Consider the following 18,873-nt stretch of genomic DNA (forward strand, 5'->3'; position numbering starts at 1 on the left):
CCAGCCTCGCAGGGCCTCGGGGTGGACGCCGAGGTCGACGGCCAGCTTCTTGATCTGTGGCTTCGGATCCGAGGTGCGATACATCCGCACCGCACACTCACGCAATTCCAGCGAGTACTTCCTGGGGGCAGCCATGGTCGATGTTCCTCTCATGAAAACCATCTGACCCTCTGTCACTATCCTCCGCATCTCGGGGGAACCTCAGGTTCGAGGTGGCGGATGGCTGGCAGGCCGGGGCAGCTAAGGCGACACTGCGACCTGGTAGTTGTCGCGTTGTCTCCCCGCCGCTTGGCCATCCTTCATCAGACTCGGCCACAGAATCCTGAGATCCGCAATCCGGGCTCAGGTCTGCGCCATGTCCACGAAGCGCGAGTAGTGCCCTTGGAAGGCGACCGTGATGGTCGCCGTCGGACCATTACGGTGCTTGGCCACGATCAGGTCCGCCTCGCCCGCACGCGGTGACTCCTTTTCGTAGGCGTCCTCACGGTGCAGCAGGATCACCATGTCGGCGTCCTGCTCGATCGATCCGGACTCACGGAGGTCGGAAACCATGGGCTTCTTGTCGGTGCGCTGTTCCGGTCCACGGTTCAGCTGGGAAAGCGCGATCACCGGGAGCTGGAGTTCCTTGGCCAGCAGCTTAAGGTTTCGGGACATGTCCGAGACCTCCTGCTGACGGCTCTCGGCACGCTTCGAACCGCCGGACTGCATCAGCTGCAGATAGTCGATGACCACGAGCTTGAGGTCGTTCCGCTGCTTGAGGCGGCGGCACTTGGCCCGGATCTCCATCATGGAAAGGTTCGGGGAGTCATCAATGTAGAGCGGGGCCGCCGAGACGTCGGGCATCCGCCGCGCCAGCCGTGTCCAGTCCTCGTCCGTCATGGTGCCCGAGCGCATGTGGTGGAGCGCTACCCGCGCCTCGGCTGACAGCAGACGCATCGCGATCTCGTTCCGCCCCATTTCAAGGGAGAAAATCACGCTGGGCAGGTTGCTCTTGATCGAGCAGGCGCGGGCGAAGTCCAGGGCTAGCGTGGACTTACCCATGGCGGGCCGAGCCGCGATGACGACCATCTGGCCCGGGTGGAGACCGTTGGTCAGGGCGTCGAGGTCGGTGAACCCAGTGGGCACACCGGTCATCTCACCGCTGCGTGACCCGATCGCCTCGATCTCGTCGAGGGCACCCTCCATGATGTCGCCCAGCGGCAGATAGTCCTCACTGGTCCGCTGCTCGGTGACGGCATAGATCTCGGCTTGGGCGGAGTTGACGATGTCGTCGACGTCGCCGTCGGCGGCATATCCCATCTGCGTGATCTTCGTACCGGCCTCGACGAGACGTCGAAGGACGGCCCGTTCGTGAACGATCTCCGCGTAGTACGAAGCGTTGGCCGCGGTCGGCACCGACTGGACCAGGGTGTGCAGATACGGGGCTCCACCCACCTTGGTGATCTCGCCACGCTTGACCAGTTCGGCCGCCACCGTGATCGGGTCGGCCGGCTCGCCCTTGGCGTACAGATCAAGGATCGCCTGGTACACGGTCTCGTGCGCGGGGCGATAGAAGTCGTGGCCCTTGATGATCTCCACGACGTCGGCGATGGCGTCCTTGGACAGGAGCATGCCACCGAGGACGGACTGTTCTGCGTCGAGGTCCTGAGGCGGGACCCGCTCGAAGCCAGGGGAACCGCCTTCCCAGCCGCCGCTCTCCCGGCCCCGGTCGTGCTGCTCACCGCGGTCCCTGCCCTCGCCCCTTCGAGGACGGGAAACAGGCAGCCGGTCGCTGGGACCGGTGTCGGCCCAGGGGTCGTCCAAAGGCTCGGGAATGCTCATCCGGCCACCTCCTCCCGTCCGCTCCGCGGACCTAGCCGTGCCACTCTTTCTTACGGCACGGCACCGACAATTAGGACGCCCGACTCCGGTTCCGGTGTGTCGGGTTCCGCGGGCTTCCAGAGCCGAAACGAGGTGGGGGCGCCGGACCACGGTAGGCGGCCTGGAAGCGTCAGCCAATCTGGTTATCCACAGGGCATGTGGATGACGGACCAGATGCTGTGGAGAACTCCCCGGAACCTGTGCACGGACCAGGGGACAGCGCTGTGGAAAAACTCATAACGCCATCACTATTAACCGCCTGACCTGCACTTTCTCCATCCACGGGCTGTGGGGGAGAAAAACTTTCCGAGTCAGCACAAGATCGCGACATCCGGCACATGCCAGAACGTCACACCCCGGGAAATGTAAGGATCGCTAGACAGTTGCGTCCATTACCTGTGGAAGATTAGATTGACTCCCATGATCCAGGCACCGGCGACCCCGCCGTCCCGTCGTCGGCGGCACGACCGTGAGATCATCGCGCTCGCCGTCCCCGCCTTCGGCGCGCTCGTGGCCGAGCCCCTTTTCGTGATGGTCGACAGCGCCATCGTCGGCCACCTCGGCACTCCGCAGCTGGCCGGCCTTGCCGTCGCCGCCGCTTTGCTGACGACCGCCGTAAGCGTCTTCGTCTTCCTCGCCTACGCCACCACCGCAGCCGTCGCCCGCCGGGTTGGCGCCGGCGATCTGGCCTCAGCGATCCGCCAGGGCATGGATGGCATCTGGCTGGCGATCCTGCTGGGCCTTGCCGTCATCGCCCTCACTCTCCCCCTTGCTCCCTGGCTCGTCGAGGTGTTCGGCGCCTCCGACACCGCAGCCCCTTACGCCACCACCTATCTCCGGATCTCCAGCCTCGGAATCCCCGCGATGCTCGTGGTGATGGCCGCGACCGGCGTGCTCCGGGGCCTGCAGAACACCCGTACTCCGCTCTACGTCGCCATCGGCGGATTCGCCGCCAACGCGGCCCTCAACGCAGGCCTCGTCTACGGCGCAGGCCTAGGTATCGCAGGATCGGCCTGGGGCACGGTGATCGCACAGATCGGCATGGCCGTCGCCTATCTCGTGGTCGTGGTCCGTGGCGCGCGGCGCCACGGGGCCTCGCTGCGCCCCGACCTCGCAGGCATCAGAGCCAGCGCCCAGGCAGGCGTCCCTCTCCTGGTCCGTACGCTGTCGCTCCGCGCCGTCCTGCTCATCGCCACGGCCGTCGCTGCCCGGCTGGGCGATACCGACATCGCGGCGCACCAGATCATTCTGTCGCTGTGGAGCCTGATGGCCTTCGCGCTGGATGCCATCGCCATCGCCGGACAGGCCATCATCGGGCGCTATCTGGGAGGGGGTGACACCAAGGGCGCGCGCGAGGCCTGCCGCCGCATGGTGCAGTGGGGCATCGTCTCCGGCGTAGTGTTCGGAGCCCTGATCATTCTCGCCCGTCCGCTGTTCGTACCACTCTTCACCAGCGATCAGTCCGTTCAGCACGCTCTGCTCCCGGCCCTGCTGGTGGTAGCACTGACCCAGCCGATCGCTGGGGTCGTCTTCGTCTTGGACGGCGTGCTGATGGGCGCCGGGGATGGGCCCTATCTGGCCTGGGCCATGCTCATCACCCTGGCCGTCTTCGCTCCGGTGGCCCTGCTTGTTCCCGTCCTCGGGGGCGGCCTGACCGCGCTGTGGGGTGCGATGGCCCTGATGATGCTTGTCCGAATGGCAACACTCTGGCTGCGCACCCGTTCCGGCGCCTGGATGGTCACCGGCGCCACTCGTTGAGCCGTACACCCAGACGGTTTCACGTGAAACATCCGGTTTCACGTGAAACCGGCCAGCCGTGAGGCATGCTCACCGTGTTTCAGGCAGGCCCAGGACGACGGACACGGTGAAGGGCCACACCCGAGGGGTGTGGCCCTTCACTGTTCTGCTGAGGTGCGGCCCGATCAGGCAGCAACAACCTCGACGCCGAGCTTCGCAGCGACCTCGGGGTGCAGACGCACGGACACCTGGTGTCCGCCGAGCGTCTTGATCGGCGAGCCGAGCTCGACGCGACGCTTGTCGACATCCGGGCCACCGGCAGCCTTGATCGCCGAAGCGATGTCGGCCGGGGTGACAGAGCCGAAGAGACGGCCGGCGTCGCCGGAGCGAACAGCCAGACGAACCTTCACGGCCTCGAGCTTGGACTTGATCTCGTTGGCCTGCTCGATCGTGGCGATCTCGTGGATCTTACGGGCGCGGCGGATCTGCGCCACGTCCTTCTCGCCACCCTTGGTCCAGCGAATGGCAAAGCCACGCGGAACCAGGTAGTTACGGGCGTACCCGTCCTTGACGTCAACGACGTCGCCGGCAGCACCGAGGCCGGAGACCTCGTGGGTGAGGATGATCTTCATGATTCGGTCACCCTTCCCTTATCGCGCGGTGGACGTGTAGGGCAGCAGCGCCATCTCACGGCTGTTCTTGACAGCCGTGGCGACGTCACGCTGGTGCTGCGTGCAGTTACCGGTGACGCGGCGGGCACGGATCTTGCCGCGGTCGGAAATGAACTTCCGCAGCATGTTCGTGTCCTTGTAGTCCACGTACTGGGTCTTGTCCTTGCAGAACGCGCAGACCTTCTTCTTAGGCTTGCGCACAGGCGGCTTCGCCATGGTGTTTCTCCTGTGTGATCAAGAAGTGGGGGTACGAGCTGCCCTAGAAGGGAGGCTCGTCCGAATAGCCGCCGCCAGAGCCGCCGGAACCGCCGGAGCTTCCGCCCCAACCGCCTCCGCCGCCCTGCTGGCCCCCGCCCTGCTGGCCGCCGGCCGGCGCGCTCGTGGCCCACGGGTCGTCGGCGGGAGCACCGCCACCACCCTGCTGGCCACCAGAACCGGGACCGCCGCCCCAGTTACCGCCACCCTGCTGACCGCCGCCGTATCCACCCTGGCCGCCCTGACCACCGCGACCGGTGGTCTTGGTGACCTTGGCGGTGGCGTTCTTGAGACTGGGGCCGACTTCCTCGACGTCCAGCTCGTAGACCGTGCGCTTGACGCCCTCGCGGTCTTCGTAGGACCGCTGCTTCAGCCGGCCCTGCACGACAACGCGCATGCCTCGCGTGAGCGACTCGGCGACGTTCTCCGCCGCCTGACGCCAGACCGAGCAGGTGAGGAACAGGCCTTCGCCGTCCTTCCACTCATTGGTCTGCCGGTCGAAGATGCGGGGAGTGGACGCGACACGGAACTTCGCGACCGCCGCACCGGACGGGGTGAAGCGCAGCTCGGGGTCGTCGACGAGATTGCCGACGACCGTGATGACGGTCTCGCCTGCCATGGATGAACCTCTCGGCGGGGATTGCTTCTGGCTGCTTGCTACTCGAACCCGATGACCACTGAGCTAGAAGCTCAGTGGATCTCGGGACGGAGGACCTTGGTCCGGAGGACCGACTCGTTCAGGTTCATCTGGCGGTCGAGCTCCTTGACGACCGCAGGCTCGGCCTGCAGGTCGATGACCGAGTAGATGCCCTCGGGCTTCTTCTTGATCTCGTAAGCGAGCCGACGACGGCCCCAGGTGTCGACCTTCTCAACCTTTCCTTCGCCCTCACGGACGACGGAGAGGAAGTTCTCGATCAGCGGGGAGACTGCTCGCTCCTCGAGATCGGGGTCGAGGATGACCATCACCTCGTAGTGACGCATGTGGAACCCACCTCCTTTGGACTCAGCGGCCACGGTCGTTCCGTGGCAGGAGGGTCGTGATGCGTGAAGCATCAGTGTCTCCGAGCACAACGGCCGCCACCGACAACACCCTCCTTCGAGGAGGGGCTGACTGTGCTGGCCTGGGAAGACACCGGTGCAGACCGTACAGAGTACCCGCAGACCGGCTTCCGGTTGAAATCCGGTGGTCAGGAGACGCAATCTGTACACATCGGGTGTGAGCGGCGCCACGATGCGCCGCCTTTCGGCCAGGAGGTACTCCATGGCACAAGCAATGCGATCCCGCTCCCGCTCTTCCGTCTCCCTTTTCGCGACGGACGGCAAGCCCCACCCGCTCCAGGACACCCTGGTGGCTGTGACGGTGGTGCTCGGCGCCCTCGCGTTCGTGACGGCGATGTTCCACAACCTGCATCTGATCAGCTCGTGGGCCGGACTCGTCGGAATCTTCACAGGCGGGTACGGGCTGTACATCTCCGCGACCACGCGGGAGAGGTTCCCGCTGTTCCTCGGCATGGGCGCTGCCGGTCTCGGCTTCTTCCTCGGTATGGCCCACGGAGGGCTGTTCGGCGGCGTGATCAGCTGACCTCGGCACAGCACCGCCCGGCAGCCGGCGGGGCGGCCCCGTCCACGGACGGGGCCGCCCCGTACGCCCTACCCGGACCGCACGGGTACGACGGGGCCAGACCGCGCGCTTCCCGGTCACAGTAGGCTTCGGCGCGAGAGCCGGAGCCCCTGACCGATGGGGACACACCTGCCGAGGAGCGCCCCGCATGAGCCTGACCCTGAGGACCATCAGCCGAGAGCAGCATCTGGCGTACATCCAGAGCCTGCCCGCGGCCAGTCACATGCAGGTCCCGGCATGGGCGGATGTGAAGGCCGAGTGGCGCTCGGAGAGTCTGGGCTGGTTCGACAAGGGCGGCCAGCTCGTCGGCGCCGGTCTGGTGCTCTACCGGCAGCTGCCCAAGATCAAGCGGTACCTGGCGTATCTGCCCGAGGGCCCGGTCATCAACTGGTACGCCCCCAACCTAAACGACTGGCTGCAGCCGATGCTGGCACACCTCAAGCAGCAGGGCGCCTTCTCGGTGAAGATGGGCCCGCCCGTCGTGATCCGCCGCTGGGACGCCGCAGCCATCAAGGCCGGCATCCAGGACCCGGACGTGAAGCGTCTGCGCGACGTCGAGGCCACGCACATCGAACCGCGTGCCTTCGAGGTCGCCGACCGGCTGAGGAAGATGGGCTGGCAGCAGGGCGAGGACGGCGGCGCCGGGTTCGGTGATGTACAGCCCCGCTACATCTTCCAGGTGCCGCTGGCCAACCGCTCCCTCGAAGACGTGCACAAGGGCTTCAACCAGCTCTGGCGACGCAACATCAAGAAGGCCGAGAAGGCCGGTGTCGAGGTTGTCCAGGGCAGCTACGCGGAGCTCGCCGAGTGGCAGCGCCTGTACGAGATCACGGCGGAGCGCGACCGCTTCCGGCCGCGTCCGCTCGGTTACTTCCAGCGCATGTGGACGGCTCTCAACAACGAGGACCCCAACCGGATGCGGCTCTATTTCGCCCGTCACGAGGGCGAGAACGTCGCTGCCGCGACCATGCTGATCGTGGGCGGGCACGTCTGGTACTCCTACGGCGCCTCGGCCAACCACAAGCGTGAGGTCCGTCCCTCCAACGCGATGCAGTGGCGGATGCTGCGCGATGCGTACGCGATGGGCGCCACCGTCTACGACCTGCGCGGCATCTCCGACTCGCTGGACGAGACCGATCACCTCTTCGGCCTGATCCAGTTCAAGGTGGGCACCGGCGGCCAGGCCGCGGAGTACCTCGGTGAGTGGGACTTCCCGCTCAACAAGCTGCTGCACAAGGCCCTCGACATCTACATGTCGCGCCGCTGATCGCCCACTGTTCCGCCGCGCAAGGCTGACGAAACCGACTTTATTCGTTTCAATGGGCTCTTCCGGAATCCGTTCCGGAGACTCCGCACCCCTCTGACACCACCGCAGCCACCAGAAAGGTCCCGGACCGGCCATGGCGCTCTCCCTGTACGTCGACACCGCGCGCTGGCGGGCGCACCAGAAATCCGTGCTCGACCAGTTCCCCGGTCTCGTACCGGTCTGCAAGGGCAATGGGTACGGCTTCGGCCACGAGCGTCTGGCCGACGAGGCGATCCGCTTCGGATCCGACATCCTCGCGGTCGGCACCACCTACGAAGCAGCCCGCATCAAGGACTGGTTCAGCGGTGATCTGCTGGTGCTCACGCCGTTCCGGCGGGGTGAGGAGCCGGTGCCGCTGCCCGACCGCGTCATCCGCTCCGTCTCGTCAGTGGACGGCGTGCACGCGCTGGTGGGCGCCCGGGTCGTCATCGAGTGCATGAGCTCGATGAAGCGCCATGGCGTCAAGGAGGAGGAGCTCGGACAGCTGCACGCCGCGATCGAGGACGTACGTCTCGAGGGTTTCGCGCTGCACCTCCCGCTGGACCGCACGGACGGCTCGGACGCGGTCGAAGAAGTCATCACCTGGATGGACCGTCTTCGGGCGGCCAGGCTGCCGCTGCACACGATGTTCGTGAGCCATCTGCGTGCCGAGGAACTGGGCCGGCTGCAGCAGCAGTTCCCGCAGACCCGGTTCCGCGCCCGTATCGGTACCCGGCTGTGGCTCGGCGACCACGAGGCCACTGAGTACCGGGGCGCCGTGCTCGACGTCACGCGCGTCGTCAAGGGCGACCGCTTCGGCTACCGGCAGCAGAAGGCCGCCTCCGACGGCTGGCTGGTCGTCGTCGCGGGCGGCACCTCGCACGGCGTGGGCCTGGAGGCCCCGAAGGCCCTGCACGGCGTGATGCCGCGCGCCAAGGGGGTCGCCCGGGCAGGGCTGGCCACCGTCAACCGCAATCTGTCGCCGTTCGTCTGGGCCGGCAAGCAGCGCTGGTTCGCCGAGCCACCGCACATGCAGGTTTCCATCCTGTTCGTGCCCTCGGACGCCGAGGAGCCGCGGGTGGGCGACGAACTCGTGGCCCATCTGCGTCATACGACCACGCAGTTCGACCGGCTCGTGGACCGTTGAGGCCTTGAGCATCAGCTCAGGGACCGGCTGAGGCCGGCGGCCGCTCAGTCGGCGGCCGCTGTGCCCGCCGTCCCCCACTCCACCCGCGGGCCCGCCTCGTCCAGTGCGGCTTGGCGCGGCGGGTGTGCCGCCGCGTCAACCAGTACGAAGACGTCCTCGGCCCCGTCGAGCACACCGCCCGACGGGTCGTCCGAGCCATCCCGCCGCACCACGTCGTGCTCCGGCATCAGGATGTCCCGTACGACCACGGCGCAGAGGTAGAGCGTGCCCAGCAGATGCAGGACGATCGCCAGCTGGTAGCCCTCCGTCGGCAGGCCCTGGTGCTTGTCCCCGCTCGTCGTATAGGCGAGGTACATCCAGATGCCCAGGAAGTACATGACCTCGCACGCCTGCCAGATCAGGAAGTCCCGCCAGCGCGGCCTGGCCAGCACGGCGAGGGGGATCAGCCACAGCACGTACTGCGGTGAATAGACCTTGTTGACGAGAATGAACACCGCGACGACAAGGAAGGCGAGCTGAGCGAACCGCGGTCTGCGTGGTGCCACCAGCGTCAGCGCCCCGATCGCCACGCAAAGGGCGAGCGTCGCCAGTGTGGAGACGGTGTTGACCGTGGAGACATCGATGGATTCGCCGGTGCGCTGGGTGATGACCAGCCAGAAGGAGCCGAAGTCGATCGAGCGCTCCTGGCTGAAGGAGTAGAACTTCTTCCAGCCCTCGGGCGCGAACACCATCACTGGCAGGTTGACCACCAGCCAGGATCCGACGGCGCCGAGCGCCGCCACCCCGAACTCCCGCCATTTCCCCGCCCGCCAGCACAGCACGAAAACAGGGCCCAGCAGAAAGACGGGATAGAGCTTGGCAGCCGTGGCCAGCCCGATCAGGATGCCGAAGGCGAGGATGCGGCTCCGGGACCACATCAGCATCGCCGCAGCCGTCAGAGCGACCGCCAGCAGGTCCCAGTTGATGGTGGCCGTGAGCGCGAACGCGGGCGCCAGCGCCACCAGGAGCCCGTCCCAGGGGCGGCGGCGGTGCGTGCGTGCCACACACACGGCGATGACGGCGGTGCAGATCATCAGCATGCCCGCGTTGACGAGCCAGTAGGCCTGCTCCTGCTCCTGGATGGAGCCACCCGGGGTGAGCCAGGCGGCGATCTGCATGAACACACCGGTGAGAACCGGGTACTCCAGGAACTGCATGTCACCGGGCAGCCGGTCGAAGTACGGCACCAGCCCTTCGGCGAAGCCACGTCCCGCGTACAGGTGCGGGATATCGGAGTAGCAGGCGTGGGTGTACTGGGAGCCGGCGCCTCTGAACCATGCCCAGTTGTAGCAGGGCAGCTTCTGCACCATGCCGAGCGCGAACATCCCGATCGCCACCAGCGCGACGGCACCCACGGGCGTGAGCGCGGTGCTGCCCAGCCGCGTCCAGCGGCCCGACCTCCCGCCGATCAGCTCACTGCCGGCCGCGGCGACCTCGTCCTGGTGCGTGGGCCGTACGACAGACGGTTCCTGGTGCACGCTCGTATCCTCTGCGCTTGGCATGCCGCACATCCTGCCGTACCGAAGTGTGGAAACGATGAGGGCCGCGGCACCCTGTGGTGCCGCGGCCCTCATCACACTGCTCGGCCCACTTCGGCCCGCTCCGGCGAACGCGTGGGACGAGCTGCCTGCCGGGCGCTAGCCGACCGCACCACCCCAGGGGTTGCCGTTGCCGTTGCCGTTCCCGTTGCCACCTGTATCGGGTGAGGGACTGACTCCTCCGGTGCTCTCACCCTCCGTGGTTCCGGTAGTGGTCCCGGCGTCCGTGCTGCCCGTGGTGCCGTCGGTCGTCCCGCTGTCGGCGCCTCCGTCGGTCCAGCCGTTGGAGTTGCCGCCGTTGTTCTGACAGGTCACGTCCCACGTACTGCAGGTCTCGCTCGGGTCGGGCGTCGGAACCGTGGGTGTCGGCGAAGGCGTGACGGGCGCCGTCTCACTGGGAGTCGGGGTCGGCGTGGGGGTCGGCGTCGGCGTCGGCTCGGGGCTCTTGGCGCCGCCGCCGAAGACGGTCTCGCCGATCGGCTCCGGCTTCGGGAAGGAGATCTTCTCCTGGCCTTCCATCGCCCCGGCCATGTAGTCGTGCCAGATCCGCGCAGGGAACGAGGCACCGTGGATCGTCTTCTCGCCACCGGTGCCGTACATCTCCTCGAAGGCACGGTTCTTGTGGCTGTCGTCGTCGTCCATCCGGTACATGCTGATCGCGGTCGACAGCTGCGCGGTGTACCCGACGAACCAGGCGGACTTGTTGCCGTCCGTCGTACCCGTCTTGCCCGCGACATCCCGTCCGGGAAGCCTGGCCGGGGTACCTGTTCCCTTTTCGACGACGTTCTTGAGGACATCCGTCACGTTGTCGGCGATGACGTTGGAGAAGGCGCTCTTGGAAACCACCTTGTGCTGGTAGACGATCTCGCCGCGCTTCTTCACCTCGGTCACCGAGAAGGGCTCACGCTGCTGGCCACTGGCCGCGAAGGTGGCGTACGCGCCCGCCATGCTGGTCGTGCTGGGTGAGGAGGTACCGATGGAGAACGACGGAACGATGGAGCTCGCCATGTACCGGTCGTCCTTCAGACCGGCCGCCATGGCAGCGGCCTTCACCTTGTCGGTACCGACGTCCATGCCCAGCTGGACGTACGGCGAGTTGGCCGACACCCGCATCGCCTCACGAAGCGTGATGTTGCCCTTCGACTCATGGCCGTCGTTGGCCTGGAGCCACTCCCTGCCCTTCTCGTCGGTCCAGATCTCGCCGTTGTACTTCTTGATCTTCAGCTTGTCGTCACCGTTGTAGATGCTCTTCGGCGAGACCTTCGTACGCTCCGACTCACCCTGCTCCGAGCCCCCGGAAGGGTCCCGCTTCCCGTACTCCATGGCGGCGGCCAGCACGAACGGCTTGAACGTGGAGCCGACTGCGGCCCCGGTGGGGTCGGCGTTGCTGGTGTAGTGCTTCGTCGCGTCCTGGCCGCCGTAGATGGCCTCGACCGCGCCGGTCTTCGGGTCGACCGAGGAGCCACCGAACTGGACGTGGGTGTCCGTCTTCGGCCGCTTCTTCGTGTCGATCTTCGTGTCGTAGATCTTCTTGACGGCCTTGCTGAGCTGTTCGACCTTCTTCTCGTCAAAGGTCGTGTGGATTTCGTAGCCGCCCTGGGCGAGCTTCTCGCGGGTGATGTCCTTGTCGTTCTGGACGATGTAGGTGTTGGCCGTATTGACGAGATAGCCGATCTGACCGCCCAGCTGGGCGTTCTTCTTCGGCTTCTGGGGCATCGGGAACTTCGTGTACTTGTCGCGTTCCGACTGCTCCATCCGGCCGTCCTTCACCTCCTCGTCGAGGATCCAGCTCCAGCGCTTCTCGGCCCGCTCCCTGTTCTTCTCCGCGGTCGCCTCGACGGAGTCGATCTCCGGAGCACCCGCGGGGTCGTAGTAGCTGGCTCCCTTGAGCAAGGTCGCCAGGAAGGCGCACTGGCTCGGGTTCAGGTCCTTGGCGTCCTTGCCGTAGTACGTGCGCGCCGCCGCCTGGATCCCCGAGGCACCACGTCCGTAGTACGAGACGTTGAGGTACCCCGCCATGATGTCCTTCTTGTCCATCTCGCTGCCGACCTTCAGCGTGATGAAGAGTTCCTGGAACTTACGGCTCAGGCTCTGTTCCTGCGACAGCTGCGCGTTCTTCACGTACTGCTGGGTGATCGTCGAGCCACCCTGGGTCTGGCCGCCCTTGGCCATGTTGAACACGGCGCGGGCGATACCCATCGGGTCAATGCCGTGGTCGGTGTCGAAGGTCTTGTTCTCGGCGGAGATGACCGCGTTGCGCATTGCTTCCGGGATCTGGGCGTAGTCGATGATCTGACGGTTGACCTCACCGCCGGTGGCCACCATCTGCGAGCCGTCTTTCCAGAAATAGACGTTGTTCTCCGCCCTCGCGGCCGCCTGGACCTGAGGCTTGGCGACCATCGCGTACGCGAGACCGGCAAGCCCCATCAGAAGGCCGAGGAAGCCGATACAGAGACCGGAGACGAGCTTCCACGACGGCATCCAGCGCCGCAGGCCCTGCCTGCCGGAGCGCGGGTAGTCGATGAAGCGTTTCTTGGCCGGGCGCTGGCTGCCGCGCCCACGGCCTCGGCCGGGGCCCTCCTGGCCGCCGCCCCCGCTTCCGCGACGCCGGCCACCGCCGCCGTCGGAACCACCGCGGCCACCGCCGCCACGCTGAGCGGCCCGTCTGGCCGCGGCACGCCCGCCGTACGGGGTCTCGTCCCCATACGAACCGGAAGGTGATTCAGAAGTTACTCCGCGTGACGGCGCTGCGCGGCGTCCGGAGGACTGCTGGGCGGCTCGTCTGGCCGCGGCACGCCCGCCACCTTGCGGTTGCGGCATCTTGCGACGGTGCTCGCTCATCGAACGACTACTCCTCGGGCAGGCGAGAGCGCCTGGAAGCGGCAGCTGAGATCCGGTCCCCCGAATGACGGACCAGCCCCACGAGAGGCTCATCCGCAATGCGTCCGGTCAGTCCGCGAAGACTGACGCGCTCGCACGTCACGCGGTTCCCGGTGGTCTGCATGCCGCACAGACTACGCACGGTCAAAACCCCCCCGGGGCCGAACTTCACCCCAAAATACGCAAGTCGGTTGCTACGAATTAGCGATGTGACGCCGCTCACTGAGGCACCCCTTGTCGCGGTCCACAGTCCGATCTATCGTGCTGATGTATCGAGTCGATACATCAGCTCGGTACATCGACTCAGCACATCGGCTCGGCACAGGGTCACGCGAGAGCACTCGGAGAGGGAGGAGGCGAGGTTGAGCAGACGCTCAGGCATCCTCGAGTTCGCCGTCCTCGGACTGCTCCGCGAGTCCCCGATGCACGGCTATGAGCTGCGTAAGCGCCTCAACACCTCGTTGGGGATCTTCCGTGCCTTCAGCTACGGAACCCTCTATCCCTGCCTCAAGACGCTGGTCGCCAACGGCTGGTTGATCGAGGAGCCGGGAAATGCTCCGGCAGACCTTCCGCCCGGCACCGGCCGCGCGGTCGCACCCGCTTCTTCACTGGCAGGGCGCCGCGCCAAGATCGTCTACCGGCTGACGGCAGAAGGTAAGGAGCACTTCGAGGAACTGCTCTCGCACACCGGCCCCGACTCCTGGGAGGACGAGCACTTCGCTGCTCGTTTCGCCTTCTTCGGGCAGACGGAGCACGAGGTGCGCATGCGGGTACTGGAAGGCCGTCGCAGCCGGCTGGAGGAGCGTCTCGAGAAGATGAGCGCCTCTCTGGCCCGCACCCGCGAGCGCCTCGACGACTACACACTTGAGCTTCAGCGACACGGCATGGAGTCCGTGGAGCGCGAAGTGCGCTGGCTGAACGAGCTCATCGAGAGCGAGCGGTCGGGACGGGATCATCGGCGATCCTCGCCCGAGGGCTCAGCTCAGCGGGACACCGCAGGAGAGCCGGACGGCCTGCCCCGGCGGGATGACAACCCGCCGGATCCGTCCGGCGACACCGCCAAGTGAGTTCTCCGCAGATCCGCGGGGACTCATCAGAAACATCCATTACACACAGGGAGCAACCGGAATGGGTTCGGTTCGCGTAGCCATCGTCGGCGTGGGCAACTGCGCCGCCTCGCTGGTCCAGGGCGTCGAGTACTACAAGGACGCCGATCCGGCCGGCAAGGTGCCCGGCCTGATGCACGTCCAGTTCGGCGACTACCACGTGCGGGACGTCGAGTTCGTCGCCGCCTTCGACGTCGACGCGAAGAAGGTCGGCCTCGACCTCTCGGACGCCATCGGCGCCAGCGAGAACAACACCATCAAGCTCTGCGACGTGCCGAGCGCCGGCGTCACCGTCCAGCGCGGCCACACCCACGACGGCCTGGGCAAGTACTACCGCCAGACCATCGAGGAGTCGGCCGAGGCCCCGGTCGACATCGTCCAGGTCCTCAAGGACCGCAAGGTGGACGTGCTTGTCTGCTACCTGCCCGTCGGTTCCGAGGTCGCCGCGAAGTTCTACGCGCAGTGCGCCATCGACGCCAAGGTCGCGTTCGTCAACGCTCTCCCGGTCTTCATCGCCGGTACCAAGGAGTGGGCGGACAAGTTCACCGAGGCCGGTGTCCCGATCGTCGGCGACGACATCAAGTCGCAGGTTGGCGCCACCATCACGCACCGCGTGATGGCGAAGCTGTTCGAGGACCGGGGCGTCGTCCTGGACCGCACGATGCAGCTGAACGTCGGCGGCAACATGGACTTCAAGAACATGCTCGAGCGTGAGCGCCTGGAGTCCAAGAAGATCTCCAAGACGCAGGCCGTCACCTCGCAGATCCGTGACCGCGATCTCGGTGCGGACAACGTCCACATCGGCCCGTCGGACTACGTGGCCTGGCTGGACGACCGTAAGTGGGCGTACGTGCGCCTTGAGGGCCGCGCCTTCGGTGACGTTCCGCTGAACCTGGAGTACAAGCTCGAGGTGTGGGACTCCCCGAACTCGGCCGGTGTCATCATCGACGCCGTCCGCGCTGCGAAGATCGCCAAGGACCGCGGCATCGGTGGCCCGATCCTCTCCGCGTCCTCGTACTTCATGAAGTCCCCGCCGGTCCAGTACTTCGACGACGAGGCCCGCGAGAACGTCGAGAAGTTCATCCGTGGCGACGTCTCCAACTGACCCACCGGAAACGGTGCGTCGGCGCGGCATGGCAGGGAACGGCAACGCTCCCTGACTCCCGCACTGTTGAGGGTCCCCGGGTAATCCGCCCGGGGACCCTCAACGTATGTGACCCTTGCTTCCATGCCCGTCGTACGTGACCTGCGCGTACTCCTGCGCCTCCGGAACTTCCGCCGCCTGTTGGCCGTGCGAATCCTGTCCCAGTCGGCCGACGGCGTCTATCAGGTGGCCCTCGCGGCACATGTCGTCTTCTCCCCGGAGAAGCAGGCATCCGCAGGTGCCATTGCCTCCACAATGGCGGTACTCCTGCTGCCCTATTCGCTCATCGGTCCGTTCGCCGGGGTGCTGCTGGACCGCTGGCCACGCCGGCAGGTCTTCCTCTACGGCAATCTGCTGCGCGCCGCGCTCGCCTGCTGCACCGCGCTACTGATCCTCGACTCCGCCCCCGACTGGCTCTTCTACGCCTCGGCGCTCTGCGTCACCGCAGTCAATCGATTCGTCCTGGCCGGCCTCTCCGCCGCGTTGCCACGCGTCGTCGACCGGGACCTGCTGGTGCTGGCCAATTCACTGTCCCCGACTGCGGGCACCCTCGCAGCCACGGCGGGCGGGGGCCTCGCCTTCACCGTGCGGCTGCTGTTGGCGGACTCGGATGCCGCAGTAGTGCTTCTGGGGGCAGCGCTCTACCTCGCCTCGGCACTGGCCTCCTTGAGCCTCGCCTCCGGGCTCCTCGGGCCGGACCGGAGCGACAGCCCTCTGCGCCTGAGAAAGGCCTTCGCTCTCACCGCGCACGGACTCGTCGACGGGCTGCGCCACCTGGCGGAGCGAAGACACGCCGCACGAGCGCTGGCCGCGATGACGGTGATCCGCTTCTCCTACGGGGCGCTGACCGTCATGGTCCTGATGCTGTGCCGGTACGCCTGGGCGGACAGCGAGTCCGGCGGCCTCGCGCTGCTGGGTCTGGCCGTGGGGGCATCCGGTGCGGGCTTCTTCGTGGCGGCCGTGGTGACTCCCTGGGCAGCGGAACGGCTCGGCCGCTTCCGCTGGATTGCCGTATGCGCAGCAACCGCCGCCGTCCTTGAGCCCGCGCTGGGTCTCTGGTTCTCCCCTGCGCCGATACTCGTCGCGGCGTTCGTCCTGGGTCTCGTCACCCAGGGGGCGAAGATCGCGACGGACACGGTGGTGCAGACCTCGGTGGACGACTCCTTCCGCGGCAGGATCTTCTCCCTCTATGACGTGCTGTTCAACGTGGCCTTTGTGGGAGCTGCCGCAACCTCGGCACTGTTGTTGCCTCCTGACGGCAAGTCATCCGCAGTGGTGATCGGAGTGGCGGTGCTCTACGCAGCCGTGGCCGTACCCATGACTCGCTGGAGTCGAAGCGGGGATGTCCTATAGCGTGCCCGCGTCAAGAACATGCGCGCACGATCCACGGGGGTATACACATGACCTATCCGCCGCAGCAGGGTCAGGGCCCATACGGGCAGCAGCCTGCCCAGCCCTATCCGCCGCAGCAGGGTTACGGCGCTCCTCAGCAGCCCTACCCTCCACAGCCCTATCCTCCGCACCAGGCACAGCAGCCCTACGGCGGCCAGCCCGGCGGCCCGTTCCCCCAGGGAATGCCTCCGCGGGGGATGCCTCCACAGGGGATGCCTCCGCAGGGACCGCCGCAGAACATGTCCGGCGGCAAGAAGGCATTCCTCGCCACACGCAACATCATTCTCATCGTGGTGGCGCTCGCTGTGCTTGCCGGTCTGAAGTTCGGCTGGGACAAGGTATTCGAGTCCGACGCCAGGGCCGCAACTGTTGGTGACTGCCTCCAGAACAAGGGAACCAACTTCAGCCCTGACATGGAGTCTGCCGACTGCGAGTCGACCGCAGCTGAGTTCAAGGTCGCCGAAGTGCACGACAACACCTCCGACACGACCCTCTGCGACGCGGAGAAGTACGTGGCGTACAGCGAGACCTCGGGCAGGCGTAAGAGCCGGAGCAGTGTGGTGCTCTGCCTGATACCGGTGAAGCCGGGTAGCTGATCCCCGAAACGGCAGCAGGACAGAACGCCAAGGGCGCTGTTTCACGTGAAACAGCGCCCTTGGCGTGTGCGGGGGGGCATGTTTCACGTGAAACATGCCCCCCGCTCTCGAAGACCGAACCAGCCTGCAAGCCTCAGTCTTGCGATTCCCACCACTTCTTCAGTTCTGCTACCGCGGTGTCATGCTCCATCGGCCCGTTCTCCAGACGCAGTTCCAGCAGAAACGCATAGGCCTTACCAATGACCGGTCCAGGACCGATGCTCAGGATCTGCATGATCTCGTTACCGTCCAGGTCCGGCCGGATGGCGTCCAGCTCCTCCTGGTCCTGCAACTGAGCAATGCGTTCCTCCAGCGCGTCATAGGTTCGCGAGAGGGCGGCGGCCTTGCGCTTGTTCCGCGTGGTGCAGTCCGATCGGGTCAGCTTGTGCAGCCTCCCCAGCAGAGGACCCGCGTCACGCACATAGCGGCGCACCGCCGAATCGGTCCACTCTCCGTCGCCGTACCCGTGGAAGCGCAGATGCAGCTCCACCAGCTTCGCCACGTCCTTGACCATGTCGTTGGAGTACTTGAGCTCGGTCATTCGCTTCTTGACCATCTTGGCCCCGACCACCTCGTGATGGTGGAAAGAGACCCGACCGTCCTTTTCGAACCGCCGAGTCCTCGGCTTGCCGATGTCATGGAGCAGCGCAGCCAGACGCAGAACGAGGTCCGGGCCGCCCTCCTCCAGGTCGATCGCCTGCTCCAGAACGGTCAGAGAGTGCTCGTACACATCCTTGTGACGGTGATGCTCGTCACTTTCCAGTCGGAGCGCGGGAAGCTCCGGAAGGACCTGCTGCGCCAGTCCCGTGTCGACGAGGAGGGCCAGCCCCTTCCTCGGGTGCGAGGAGAGCAGGAGCTTGTTGAGCTCCTCCCTGACCCTTTCGGCAGAGACGATTTCGATCCGGCCGGCCATCTCCGTCATGGCCGCGACGACATCGGGAGCAACCTCGAAGTCCAGCTGTGCCGCAAACCGCGCGGCACGCAACATACGCAGAGGGTCGTCGGAGAAGGAATCCTCGGGCGTTCCAGGGGTACGCAGCACTCGGTCCGCCAGGTCCGCGAGGCCGCCGTGCGGATCGACGAACTCCTTCTGCGGCAGTGCAACCGCCATCGCGTTGACTGTGAAATCGCGGCGGACCAGGTCTTCCTCAATGGAGTCGCCGTAGGAGACCTCGGGCTTACGCGAAGTTCTGTCGTACGCCTCTGACCGGTATGTGGTGATTTCGATCTGGTAGCCGTCCTTCTGGGCACCTACCGTGCCGAAGGCGATCCCGACCTCCCAGACCGAGTCCGCCCACGGCCTGACGATCTTCAGTACGGCCTCGGGACGTGCGTCGGTCGTGAAGTCCAGGTCATTCCCCAGCCTGCCGAGGAGTGCGTCCCGGACCGAGCCGCCGACCAGGGCAAGACTGAATCCGGCATCCTGGAATCGGCGTGCGAGGTCGTCGGCGACCGGGGAGACCCGCAGCAGTTCGCTGACTGCGCGGAGCTGCACCTGGGTCAGGGCGCTGGAGTTGTCTTCATTGGCGTTCGGCACAACAGAAAAGGGTACGTGCCCGGACC

General features: G+C 66.2%; 17 protein-coding genes. 8 read left to right on the top strand and 9 right to left on the bottom strand.

Annotation, left to right across the window (positions count from 1 at the left end; genetic code table 11):
- Together ACZ4LX_RS06955 and dnaB are read right to left on the bottom strand one after the other, a co-directional pair.
- Positions 1 to 189, bottom strand: a 189-nt coding sequence (locus ACZ4LX_RS06955; protein ID WP_467721115.1) for a transposase, incomplete at its 3' end; no start/stop codon positions are given.
- A gap of 153 nt (positions 190 to 342) precedes the next feature.
- Positions 343 to 1,821, bottom strand: a complete 1,479-nt coding sequence (dnaB, locus tag ACZ4LX_RS06960) for a replicative DNA helicase (RefSeq protein ID WP_467640535.1) — start codon at positions 1,819 to 1,821, stop codon at positions 343 to 345.
- 459 nt (positions 1,822 to 2,280) lie between these two features.
- Between dnaB and ACZ4LX_RS06965 the strand changes: the two genes are divergently transcribed.
- The gene (locus ACZ4LX_RS06965) at positions 2,281 to 3,618 is read left to right on the top strand and encodes an MATE family efflux transporter (protein WP_467640532.1); all 1,338 of its coding nucleotides are present in this window, start codon (positions 2,281 to 2,283) and stop codon (positions 3,616 to 3,618) included.
- A gap of 164 nt (positions 3,619 to 3,782) precedes the next feature.
- On the opposite strand, the gene rplI is transcribed toward ACZ4LX_RS06965, so the two are convergent.
- From rplI to rpsF, 4 genes are all read right to left on the bottom strand, one after another.
- Complete coding sequence (gene rplI / locus ACZ4LX_RS06970) at positions 3,783 to 4,229, bottom strand: 50S ribosomal protein L9 (RefSeq protein ID WP_073733221.1); 447 nt, start codon at positions 4,227 to 4,229, stop codon at positions 3,783 to 3,785.
- 18 nt (positions 4,230 to 4,247) lie between these two features.
- The gene (rpsR, locus tag ACZ4LX_RS06975) at positions 4,248 to 4,484 is read right to left on the bottom strand and encodes a 30S ribosomal protein S18 (protein WP_003967857.1); all 237 of its coding nucleotides are present in this window, start codon (positions 4,482 to 4,484) and stop codon (positions 4,248 to 4,250) included.
- A gap of 43 nt (positions 4,485 to 4,527) precedes the next feature.
- Positions 4,528 to 5,142 (bottom strand): single-stranded DNA-binding protein, encoded by a 615-nt coding sequence (locus tag ACZ4LX_RS06980; protein WP_467640529.1) that lies wholly within the window; start codon positions 5,140 to 5,142, stop codon positions 4,528 to 4,530.
- A 71-nt stretch (positions 5,143 to 5,213) separates the two neighbouring features.
- Positions 5,214 to 5,504 (bottom strand): 30S ribosomal protein S6, encoded by a 291-nt coding sequence (gene rpsF / locus ACZ4LX_RS06985; RefSeq protein ID WP_018101872.1) that lies wholly within the window; start codon positions 5,502 to 5,504, stop codon positions 5,214 to 5,216.
- A 280-nt stretch (positions 5,505 to 5,784) separates the two neighbouring features.
- On the opposite strand from rpsF, the gene ACZ4LX_RS06990 reads away from it, so the two are divergent.
- The 3 genes from ACZ4LX_RS06990 (at position 5,785) to ACZ4LX_RS07000 (ending at position 8,576) form a co-directional block, all read left to right on the top strand.
- On the top strand, positions 5,785 to 6,105 hold the full coding sequence (locus tag ACZ4LX_RS06990) for a hypothetical protein (RefSeq protein ID WP_467640526.1): 321 nt from the start codon (positions 5,785 to 5,787) through the stop codon (positions 6,103 to 6,105).
- 187 nt (positions 6,106 to 6,292) lie between these two features.
- On the top strand, positions 6,293 to 7,411 hold the full coding sequence (locus ACZ4LX_RS06995; RefSeq protein ID WP_467640523.1) for a lipid II:glycine glycyltransferase FemX: 1,119 nt from the start codon (positions 6,293 to 6,295) through the stop codon (positions 7,409 to 7,411).
- A 133-nt stretch (positions 7,412 to 7,544) separates the two neighbouring features.
- The gene (locus tag ACZ4LX_RS07000; protein WP_467640520.1) at positions 7,545 to 8,576 is read left to right on the top strand and encodes an alanine racemase; all 1,032 of its coding nucleotides are present in this window, start codon (positions 7,545 to 7,547) and stop codon (positions 8,574 to 8,576) included.
- A gap of 44 nt (positions 8,577 to 8,620) precedes the next feature.
- Here ACZ4LX_RS07000 and ACZ4LX_RS07005 read toward each other — a convergent pair whose 3' ends face one another.
- A complete protein-coding gene (locus ACZ4LX_RS07005) occupies positions 8,621 to 10,117 on the bottom strand; it encodes a glycosyltransferase family 87 protein (protein ID WP_467640517.1) in 1,497 nt (498 codons plus the stop codon).
- A gap of 135 nt (positions 10,118 to 10,252) precedes the next feature.
- Positions 10,253 to 12,994: a transglycosylase domain-containing protein gene (locus ACZ4LX_RS07010; RefSeq protein ID WP_467640514.1), complete on the bottom strand. Its 2,742-nt coding sequence runs from the start codon at positions 12,992 to 12,994 to the stop codon at positions 10,253 to 10,255.
- 401 nt (positions 12,995 to 13,395) lie between these two features.
- Between ACZ4LX_RS07010 and ACZ4LX_RS07015 the strand changes: the two genes are divergently transcribed.
- The 4 genes from ACZ4LX_RS07015 (at position 13,396) to ACZ4LX_RS07030 (ending at position 17,271) form a co-directional block, all read left to right on the top strand.
- Complete coding sequence (locus tag ACZ4LX_RS07015; RefSeq protein ID WP_467640511.1) at positions 13,396 to 14,100, top strand: PadR family transcriptional regulator; 705 nt, start codon at positions 13,396 to 13,398, stop codon at positions 14,098 to 14,100.
- 61 nt (positions 14,101 to 14,161) lie between these two features.
- Positions 14,162 to 15,244: an inositol-3-phosphate synthase gene (locus ACZ4LX_RS07020; protein ID WP_467640508.1), complete on the top strand. Its 1,083-nt coding sequence runs from the start codon at positions 14,162 to 14,164 to the stop codon at positions 15,242 to 15,244.
- 123 nt (positions 15,245 to 15,367) lie between these two features.
- Positions 15,368 to 16,636: an MFS transporter gene (locus tag ACZ4LX_RS07025; RefSeq protein WP_467640505.1), complete on the top strand. Its 1,269-nt coding sequence runs from the start codon at positions 15,368 to 15,370 to the stop codon at positions 16,634 to 16,636.
- 251 nt (positions 16,637 to 16,887) lie between these two features.
- The gene (locus ACZ4LX_RS07030) at positions 16,888 to 17,271 is read left to right on the top strand and encodes an LppU/SCO3897 family protein (protein WP_467640502.1); all 384 of its coding nucleotides are present in this window, start codon (positions 16,888 to 16,890) and stop codon (positions 17,269 to 17,271) included.
- Positions 17,272 to 17,404: 133 nt separating this feature from the next.
- Here ACZ4LX_RS07030 and ACZ4LX_RS07035 read toward each other — a convergent pair whose 3' ends face one another.
- Positions 17,405 to 18,847: a CCA tRNA nucleotidyltransferase gene (locus tag ACZ4LX_RS07035; RefSeq protein ID WP_467640499.1), complete on the bottom strand. Its 1,443-nt coding sequence runs from the start codon at positions 18,845 to 18,847 to the stop codon at positions 17,405 to 17,407.
- Between the last annotated feature and the right edge of the window lie 26 nt (positions 18,848 to 18,873).

It is taken from the genome of Streptomyces sp. NPDC026062 (genome assembly GCF_055568375.1).

What these genes read in the sequence shown, in the direction of transcription:
- dnaB (WP_467640535.1), bottom strand. Translation starts at nt 1,821, where the DNA reads ATGAGCATTCCCGAGCCTTTGGACGACCCCTGGGCCGACACCGGTCCC.
- ACZ4LX_RS06965 (WP_467640532.1), top strand. Translation starts at nt 2,281, where the DNA reads ATGATCCAGGCACCGGCGACCCCGCCGTCCCGTCGTCGGCGGCACGAC.
- rplI (WP_073733221.1), bottom strand. Translation starts at nt 4,229, where the DNA reads ATGAAGATCATCCTCACCCACGAGGTCTCCGGCCTCGGTGCTGCCGGC.
- rpsR (WP_003967857.1), bottom strand. Translation starts at nt 4,484, where the DNA reads ATGGCGAAGCCGCCTGTGCGCAAGCCTAAGAAGAAGGTCTGCGCGTTC.
- ACZ4LX_RS06980 (WP_467640529.1), bottom strand. Translation starts at nt 5,142, where the DNA reads ATGGCAGGCGAGACCGTCATCACGGTCGTCGGCAATCTCGTCGACGAC.
- rpsF (WP_018101872.1), bottom strand. Translation starts at nt 5,504, where the DNA reads ATGCGTCACTACGAGGTGATGGTCATCCTCGACCCCGATCTCGAGGAG.
- ACZ4LX_RS06990 (WP_467640526.1), top strand. Translation starts at nt 5,785, where the DNA reads ATGGCACAAGCAATGCGATCCCGCTCCCGCTCTTCCGTCTCCCTTTTC.
- ACZ4LX_RS06995 (WP_467640523.1), top strand. Translation starts at nt 6,293, where the DNA reads ATGAGCCTGACCCTGAGGACCATCAGCCGAGAGCAGCATCTGGCGTAC.
- ACZ4LX_RS07000 (WP_467640520.1), top strand. Translation starts at nt 7,545, where the DNA reads ATGGCGCTCTCCCTGTACGTCGACACCGCGCGCTGGCGGGCGCACCAG.
- ACZ4LX_RS07005 (WP_467640517.1), bottom strand. Translation starts at nt 10,117, where the DNA reads ATGCCAAGCGCAGAGGATACGAGCGTGCACCAGGAACCGTCTGTCGTA.
- ACZ4LX_RS07010 (WP_467640514.1), bottom strand. Translation starts at nt 12,994, where the DNA reads ATGAGCGAGCACCGTCGCAAGATGCCGCAACCGCAAGGTGGCGGGCGT.
- ACZ4LX_RS07020 (WP_467640508.1), top strand. Translation starts at nt 14,162, where the DNA reads ATGGGTTCGGTTCGCGTAGCCATCGTCGGCGTGGGCAACTGCGCCGCC.
- ACZ4LX_RS07025 (WP_467640505.1), top strand. Translation starts at nt 15,368, where the DNA reads ATGCCCGTCGTACGTGACCTGCGCGTACTCCTGCGCCTCCGGAACTTC.
- ACZ4LX_RS07030 (WP_467640502.1), top strand. Translation starts at nt 16,888, where the DNA reads ATGCCTCCGCAGGGACCGCCGCAGAACATGTCCGGCGGCAAGAAGGCA.